Source organism: Synergistaceae bacterium, assembly GCA_017443945.1.
GTDB lineage: Bacteria > Synergistota > Synergistia > Synergistales > Aminobacteriaceae > JAFUXM01.
This window is the reverse complement of sequence record JAFSXS010000076.1, coordinates 1-6787: the sequence shown is the minus strand read 5'-3', so window position 1 is coordinate 6787 and position 6787 is coordinate 1. Positions and strand designations below refer to the sequence as shown.

Below are 6787 nucleotides of genomic sequence, written 5' to 3'. Positions count from 1 at the left end.
TATATTTGGCTGGTCCATTAATGACGGGACAAAACAAATTTATGATAATGCCATTAATTTAGTTAAGAATACAGCTGTTTACTTTGATTGGAGTCTTCCGAAGAAAATCGAGGAATAAAATTTTTCTGTCAAGTCAGCCATTTCGTGAACTGTAATAATTTTTGCAGAATCGACTTGGCTGGCTTCTCCCGTTTCTATGAAATTTTTTATTGCCTCACGCCATTTATTTATATCGCCCGGAGTAACAAGTCCGTTAGCAATTTCTCTCAACGCAGGCAAATCACTTGCTATCACAGGCAATTTCATAGAAGCAGCCTCAAGAACTGATAAGCCCATTCCTTCACTAAATGACGGAAATAATAAACATGAAGATTTTGCCATGAATAAAATTACGTCTGATTTTGACTTGGCACCGTGAAAAATTATACGCTGATTCAAATTTAGACTCTTTACGAGCGACTCTAACTCTTCACGCTTTGAACCGTCCCCGATAATATCAAGCGTCCATTTATAATTTTCGAGTCCTGCAAGTGCTTTTATCGCAATATCGAGTCCCTTAATGCCTGTCAATCTACCGACGAATAAAAATTTTGTGCGCTCGTGTGAATTATTAAATATTTTCGGGCTATTTATGCCATTATAAATTACTGTTACATTTTTTGACGGTAAATATTTTATTAAATGAGCCCTCACAGCTTCAGAGACACATATAACTCCGTCAGAATGCTTTAACGGAATTAGACCGGGATTCAGCGAGTAAAGAGCGTGAGCAGTCATCAGCCATTTAATGCCAGTCAAACGCGATAATATACATGCAATCCAGGCCGGAACTCTTGAATGAACGTGTATAAGATCCCAGCAAAATTTTTTGTTGAGTCTTGCAAGTTTTACAGTAGCATAAATTATCGTGAATAAATTTTTTCTCGCCGCCTCTATGTGAATGACTCTAATGTTTTCGGGAAGCTCTGACTCAAGTTTCCCGCCGGTTGACGCTAAAAAAATTTCGTGTATGTCTGCAAGCTCGCGAATGAGATTCAATAAATGAAATTCTGCGCCACCCTCGTCAAATCCCGGAATTATATACAAAATTTTCATGACTGCGATAAAATCCACTCCGCCGCCCGTCTTGCCTCGTTGAAGTCTATATTATGCCGCTGTTCAGGCAATGCAAGAAATTCATCAAAATTTGGAATCTCTCCTAAATCCTGCACTAATCCGCGTCTAATCATTTCATCAAAAGTTTCATCAAACCTGCGAGTCCCTCCTCCGAAAAATTTTTTTACGATTCCTGTAGTGCGCGGAAGACGAATTAAACCCGCCTTGAATCCCGCTGTAATAACTTCTGAGACCATAGAAATAGAGTCCTCCGTTACAAAAACGTGCGTGGCTTCTCCTAAAATGGCCGTCAATAAATTCAAGTGAATATTTTTCGACATTATGTGCATGTGAGCGACTGAATCATGACCGCCGAAAACTTTTTCTACTGCGTTATCTGCTGCCGTTCCTGTGCGCCTCGATGTTGTAATAAAAATTTTTATCCCGTCAATATACCTTAACGGCGACAAAATATCTTCTATCCATTCAGGCGTAATTTTATAGTTCGAGTCATTGCCTCCGATTACAAGTCCGACAACTTTTTTATCTGCCCATTTTGACGCGCTGGCCTTGAAGAATGATTCAGATATAGTCTTCAAATCCGGCGGGTAAATGTGATTAGGAGCTCCCAAAGTCGTAAAAATATTTTTCTCGCTCATGTCGTGTTTGTCGTGAGTAGGAATTATCGCATAGTCAAACGGATGAGTCCCAAGTATAGAAGGAGTCATTATTACAGCGCATTTATTGCCCGTCGCCCTCGCATATGCAAAACAGTACGGAGCCGCCTGACCTCCCGCAGAAATAAATAATGTGTTGGGCGGAAATTTTTTTATCTTCAATCCGGCAGCACGAATCCAGTTAAGCAAATAGCTTTTGTCGTTAATGTGAGACGTAAATGTATGCACTAAATATTTCATGTGAATCATCTTGCGCAAACCCTTCAAGACAGGAACGTTTATAATCGGTTCGACATCAACGCCCGCTAATCTCTTGAGCCAGTTTGCTACTCCTACAGACTGATGAAAATGTCCGCGAATCCCGTCGCTTAATACTACTACACGTTCAATTTTTGGCATGAGGTCCACTCCTAGAAGTTGTAAAATTTTTCATGACTGAGATAAAATCCATTCTGCCGCGCGCTTGGCCTCGTTGAAATTTATTCCGTGCTTCTGTTCGTTATATTTAACAAATTCTGCGAAATCCGGACTAACTCCCAAATCAGCAAGTAAATTTTTTTCTCTCATTGACGCAAATAAATCATCGAATCTAATCGCGCCGAACCCGAATAAATTTTTTATGAAGTTATTTACTCTCGGAACTCGAATCAAACCGACTCGAAATCCCGCAGTAACTGACTCAGATACCATTGACACAGAGTCTTCCGTTGCAAGTACATGAGTCGCAGCTCCTAACATCGCTGGAATCGGGTTAATATCCGGCTGTCTCGAAGCTAATAACATGTAAGCTAAATTTTGTGAATTACTAAAAATTTTCTCGATAACGTCATCAAGTTCACGGCCTGAGCGTCTCGAAGTCGTGATTAAAATTTTCGAGTCCTTAATATTTCGTAACGGCGTAAAAATTTTTTCTGCCCATTCAGGAGACAATTTATAATTTGCGTCATTGCCTCCGATTAAGAGTGCGATAATTTTTTTATTGCCGGTCAAGTCCAAATCTGCGAAAAATTTATGTGACTCTTCCTTCAAATCAGGTTTATAAATGTGATTAGGTGCACCCAGAGTCATAATAATATTTTTATCGCCGGAGTCGTGTTTGTCGTGTTCGGGAATAATCGCGAAATCAAACGGTTTTGTCCCAAGCACAGAAGGAGTCATTATTACAGCTGCTTTATTGCCCGTCGATTTTGCAAGAGCCAAGCAGAAAGGAGCCGCCGAACTTCCCGCAGAAATAAATAATGTGTTAGGCTTAAAATCTGTCTCGATTCCTGCTCCTGAAGTCTTCAGCCATTGACGCGAATAATCGGCACTTTTCACGGCAATTTTACGCGCTGAGATTTTCATCATTACTAATTTGCGGATCCCGTGCAATTTCGGAACAGTTATAATTTTTTCCTGCTTTACCTCCGCGATTCTTTCGAGCCACTTTGCAACGCCTAATGACTGGTGAAAATGTCCCCTTATCCCGTCGCTTATTATTACAACCCGTTTAAATCCCTGCATTTATTATTTCTCTCACTCTCTGTAAATCTTCGGGGGTGTCGACTCCGATATTTTGACTCGTTGAGCTGGTAACTTTCACGCAAATTTTATAACCGTTCTCTAAAATTTTTAATTGTTCGAGCGACTCTGCTTCACTCAACGGCGACGCAGGGAGACTCACATATTTTTGCAGGAAATCAAATTTATAACCGTAAATGCCTATGTGCTGATAAATGGGCAGATTAATTTTATTGCGCTTATACGGGATTAACGAGCGGGAAAAATATAATGCCTCACCTTTTAGATTCATTACGAGTTTGACAATATTAGGGTTCTCGAAATCGTCATCAAGTTCACGGCACAAAGTCGCGCACTCGTTATTTATGAGCAGTTCTGCAACTTCATCAATCATTACGGGATCTAATAAAGGCTCGTCGCCCTGAATATTAATTACTGCGTCAATATTTGAATCATAAATTTTTGCGGCCTGCTCACATCTTGCCGTCCCGTTTGGCAAATTCGAGTCGGTCATTACAACATTTGCACCGAAATTTTCTGCACACGTATAAATTCTTTCGTCGTCGGTTGCGATTATTACATCAAATAACGATTTTGACAGCTTTGCACGTTCAAATACGCGCTGAATCATAGTTTTTCCGCAAATATCTGCGAGGGGCTTTCCCGGAAATCTTGAAGACTGATAGCGCGCGGGGATTACTCCTAAAATTTTTATGCTCATTTATGCGACACCTGCCTTTAACAGCTCGTGAATGTGAATGATTCCGACCGGTTTATTATTCTCGACTGCAATTAATACGCTAATTTCGTTCTGTTCGATAATCTTTACTGCTTCTGCTGCAAGTGAGTCGGGGCTTATTGTCCGGGGATTCTTTGTCATAGCGTCATCGATTTTCACGTCAAATGCATTAACGCCGGTCTTCTCCATTAATCGCCGTAAATCTCCGTCTGTAAATATTCCCGTCAAATTTCCGGATTCATCAACGACACAAGCAGCTCCGTAGCCCTTGCCTGTTATCACGAATAAAGCATCTTTCACGCTGACTCCCTGATTAACCAGCGGCAAACATTCACCAGTTCCCATAATATCGCGCACACGAGTCAATAATTTACGGCCAAGAGCTCCGCCCGGATGAAATAACGCAAAATCTTCACTCCTGAGTCCCCGCAAAATTGCAACTAATGCTGCGATTGCGTCTCCTTCTGCGAGTTCAAGTGCTGCACTGCTCATCGGTGCTAATTGCAAGGGATCGCCTTCTGATTCAACATGAGCATTTATTACTATATCTGCGTATTTTGCTAAAGGCGAGTCAAGCACTCCGGTTATAGCGATTAATTTTGCTCCGAGCCTGCGGAAATGCGGCAATAATTCTACAAGCTCGGAAGAAGAACCGCTGTTACTGATAAATAGTCCGACATCCTCACGCCTGACCATGCCTAAATCACCGTGTAAAGCCTCGGCCGCATGCAGAAAAAATGAAGGTGTACCAAGTGAAGCAAGAGTCGCCGATATTTTTCGCCCGATATGACCTGATTTGCCAAGTCCAGCAACAACGACTCTCCCCTGACACTCATAAATTAAACGTGAGGCCGTTACGATTGAGTCATCAAGATTTTCTGAAGCTCGTAAAATTTCGTTTGCCTCAGTCCGCATTAATTTTTTCGCAGCATTTAATAATTCTTCATTCGTCGGGGGCATCGTCTATAACGCTCCTAGCTGCATTATGAACAGCAAGCACTTGATCTAAAAATTTCGGCATTTGATCTAACGGAATCATATTAGGGCCGTCGCTTAGTGCCTCTTTGGGATTCGGGTGGGTCTCCGCGAAAATTGAATCAATTCCGACTGCTGCTGCACGTGCAAGGGGGAAAGCTAATTTATAATTTCCTCCGCTCATACCTCCGAGTCCTCCCGGCTGTTGTGCGCTGTGAGTTGCGTCGAACATGACAGGATAACCGAATCCGCGCATAGTAATTAATCCCGTCATATCAGATACTAATTTGTGATAGCCCATGAACGTCCCGCGCTCGCAAAAAATTACGTTGTCGTCGCCTGCTTCCCTGCATTTTGCTGCGATATAAATCATGTCGTCGGGTGCTAAAAATTGCGCCTTCTTCACGTTTATAATTTTTCCGGTCTTAGCTGCTGCCGTTAATAAATCCGTCTGTCTGCACAAGAACGCCGGAATCTGTATAACGTCAACAACTTCTGCTGCCGGTGCTGCCTGTGAGCTTTCGTGAATGTCAGTCAACACAGGAACATTTACGAGTCTCTTAATTTCTGCGAGCTGTTCGAGTCCTTTTTCGAGTCCCGGCCCTCTCCATGCATGAATCGAAGTGCGATTTGCTTTATCGAATGAGGCTTTAAATATGTACAATAAATTTCTCTCTTCGCAGATTCTCTTCATGTACCGCGCGACTCGAAGACCCAAATCAAGACTTTCGAGCGAACACGGCCCCGCAACAACTGCGAGGCTGCCATCGCCTATAAATTTTTCGTTGATAGAATATTTCTTAACGCTCAATTTTTACGCCTTGCCGTCAGAACCGAAGAGTCTAATTTTTTCGCGTACTGTTTCCTTGATTGCCTCAACACCGGGAGCTAATAATTTTCTCGGATCATAGCCCTTGCCTTCGTTGTCTTTGCCTGCTTCGATATATTTGCGTGTTGCTGCTGCAAATGAGAGCTGGCACTCTGTATTAACGTTAATTTTGCAGACTCCGAGAGTGATTGCTTTCTTAATCATTTCATCGGGGATTCCTGAACCGCCGTGAAGAACTAAGGGCATTTCACCTGTTTTCGCCTGAACTGCTGCGAGGGTCTCAAATGATAAACCTTTCCAGTTAGCGGGATATTTTCCGTGAATGTTGCCGATTCCAGCTGCGAGCATATCAACGCCGAGATCCGCAATTTTCTTGCATTCTTCCGGGTCAGCACATTCGCCCATGCCGATGACTCCGTCTTCTTCTCCGCCGATTGCGCCGACTTCAGCCTCAATTGACATTCCGAGATTGTGCGCGACGTGGGTTAATTCTTTCGTCTTCCAAATATTTTCGTCAATGGGATAATGCGAACCATCAAACATAATTGACGTGAAACCGGCTTTAACGCACTTGTATGCGCCTTCATAAGTTCCGTGATCTAAATGCGTGCAAACAGGGACAGTGATTCCAAGTGATTTGTCCATAGCTGTAACCATTGCTTGAACGGTCAAGAAACCGCCCATGTATTTGCCTGCGCCCTCAGAGACTCCGAGAATGACGGGAGCTTTTAACTCTTCTGCGACCTGTAAAACGGCTTTAGTCCACTCAAGATTATTGATGTTGAACTGACCGACTGCGTAATGACCTGCTTTTGCTGCCTGTAACATTTCTTTTGCGTTTACGAGCATGATTTAATATTGCCTCCTGATATATAAAAATTTTTGTAATGACTGAATTATATAGCATTTTGTTATTTCATGATTGTATGATATTGCGTAAAAAACTTTTGCACGTGCGGAGAATCAGTAAAT

7 protein-coding genes are annotated in these 6787 nt (G+C 42.3%); all 7 read right to left on the bottom strand.

Annotated features, from left to right (window positions below; genetic code table 11):
- Positions 1–78: 78 nt before the first annotated feature.
- The 7 genes from IJT21_08245 to fba are packed head-to-tail and all read right to left on the bottom strand — an operon-like array spanning position 79 to position 6667.
- Positions 79–1113 carry a glycosyltransferase family 4 protein gene (locus tag IJT21_08245; GenBank protein ID MBQ7578238.1) on the bottom strand — a complete coding sequence of 345 codons (1035 nt, stop codon included), beginning with the start codon at positions 1111–1113 and terminating at the stop codon, positions 79–81.
- Positions 1092–2171: a mitochondrial fission ELM1 family protein gene (locus IJT21_08240; GenBank protein MBQ7578237.1), complete on the bottom strand. Its 1080-nt coding sequence runs from the start codon at positions 2169–2171 to the stop codon at positions 1092–1094. Before IJT21_08240 ends, IJT21_08245 begins: the two co-directional genes overlap by 22 nt.
- A 30-nt stretch (positions 2172–2201) precedes the next feature.
- A complete protein-coding gene (locus IJT21_08235; GenBank protein ID MBQ7578236.1) occupies positions 2202–3275 on the bottom strand; it encodes a mitochondrial fission ELM1 family protein in 1074 nt (357 codons plus the stop codon).
- Positions 3262–3993 carry a 3-deoxy-manno-octulosonate cytidylyltransferase gene (gene kdsB / locus IJT21_08230; GenBank protein ID MBQ7578235.1) on the bottom strand — a complete coding sequence of 244 codons (732 nt, stop codon included), beginning with the start codon at positions 3991–3993 and terminating at the stop codon, positions 3262–3264. The genes IJT21_08235 and kdsB overlap by 14 nt, the downstream gene beginning before the upstream one ends.
- Positions 3994–4971, bottom strand: a complete 978-nt coding sequence (locus IJT21_08225; GenBank protein MBQ7578234.1) for a KpsF/GutQ family sugar-phosphate isomerase — start codon at positions 4969–4971, stop codon at positions 3994–3996.
- Positions 4955–5797 (bottom strand): 3-deoxy-8-phosphooctulonate synthase, encoded by an 843-nt coding sequence (gene kdsA, locus IJT21_08220; protein ID MBQ7578233.1) that lies wholly within the window; start codon positions 5795–5797, stop codon positions 4955–4957. Before kdsA ends, IJT21_08225 begins: the two co-directional genes overlap by 17 nt.
- Positions 5798–5800: 3 nt before the next feature.
- Complete coding sequence (fba, locus tag IJT21_08215) at positions 5801–6667, bottom strand: class II fructose-1,6-bisphosphate aldolase (GenBank protein MBQ7578232.1); 867 nt, start codon at positions 6665–6667, stop codon at positions 5801–5803.
- Positions 6668–6787: the final 120 nt, after the last annotated feature.

What these genes read in the sequence shown, in the direction of transcription:
- IJT21_08240 (MBQ7578237.1), bottom strand. Translation starts at nt 2,171, where the DNA reads ATGCCAAAAATTGAACGTGTAGTAGTATTAAGCGACGGGATTCGCGGA.
- IJT21_08235 (MBQ7578236.1), bottom strand. Translation starts at nt 3,275, where the DNA reads ATGCAGGGATTTAAACGGGTTGTAATAATAAGCGACGGGATAAGGGGA.
- kdsB (MBQ7578235.1), bottom strand. Translation starts at nt 3,993, where the DNA reads ATGAGCATAAAAATTTTAGGAGTAATCCCCGCGCGCTATCAGTCTTCA.
- IJT21_08225 (MBQ7578234.1), bottom strand. Translation starts at nt 4,971, where the DNA reads ATGCCCCCGACGAATGAAGAATTATTAAATGCTGCGAAAAAATTAATG.